Origin of the sequence: Rhodopseudomonas palustris (assembly GCF_003591005.1) — a bacterium.
In the GTDB taxonomy this organism is placed as follows: Bacteria; Pseudomonadota; Alphaproteobacteria; order Rhizobiales; family Xanthobacteraceae; genus Rhodopseudomonas; species Rhodopseudomonas palustris_K.
This window is the reverse complement of sequence record NZ_QYYD01000089.1, coordinates 1-520: the sequence shown is the minus strand read 5'-3', so window position 1 is coordinate 520 and position 520 is coordinate 1. Positions and strand designations below refer to the sequence as shown.

3 tRNA genes are annotated in these 520 nt (G+C 44.6%); all 3 read right to left on the bottom strand.

The features are described 5' to 3' along the window. Positions 1–158 precede the first annotated feature (158 nt). Positions 159–231, bottom strand: a tRNA-Ala gene (locus D4Q52_RS26115). An 11-nt stretch (positions 232–242) separates the two neighbouring features. After that, positions 243–319 (bottom strand) — tRNA-Pro (locus tag D4Q52_RS26110). 30 nt (positions 320–349) lie between these two features. After that, a tRNA-Arg gene (locus D4Q52_RS26105) sits at positions 350–423 on the bottom strand. Positions 424–520: the final 97 nt, after the last annotated feature.

Below are 520 nucleotides of genomic sequence, written 5' to 3'. Positions count from 1 at the left end.
GGCATCCACCGTGCGCCCTTACTAACTTAACCTTATTTTGACCTTTCAGTCTTAAACTCATTAATTTTCACAGCGTTTTCGGTTTATTTTCTTGTTACTATTTGATATCGGTATTCAATTTTCAATGGACAAGTTCTTTATCTAGCCAAACTAGATAATGGAGCCTAGCGGGATCGAACCGCTGACCTCCTGCGTGCAAAGCAGGCGCTCTCCCAGCTGAGCTAAGGCCCCAAAAATATTCATGGTCGGGAAGACAGGATTCGAACCTGCGACCCCTTGGTCCCAAACCAAGTGCTCTACCAAGCTGAGCTACTTCCCGATAATAAAAATGAAACAAATAAAAAGACTACGCGCCCAAGAGGAGTCGAACCCCTAACCTTTTGATCCGTAGTCAAACGCTCTATCCAAATGAGCTACGGGCGCCCTTAGAAGCAACTCTATTATACTAACATAACTTCAATTGTATGTCAATAACTTTTTTGGTGCGGCCGAGAGGACTTGAACCTCCACGGGGTTAACC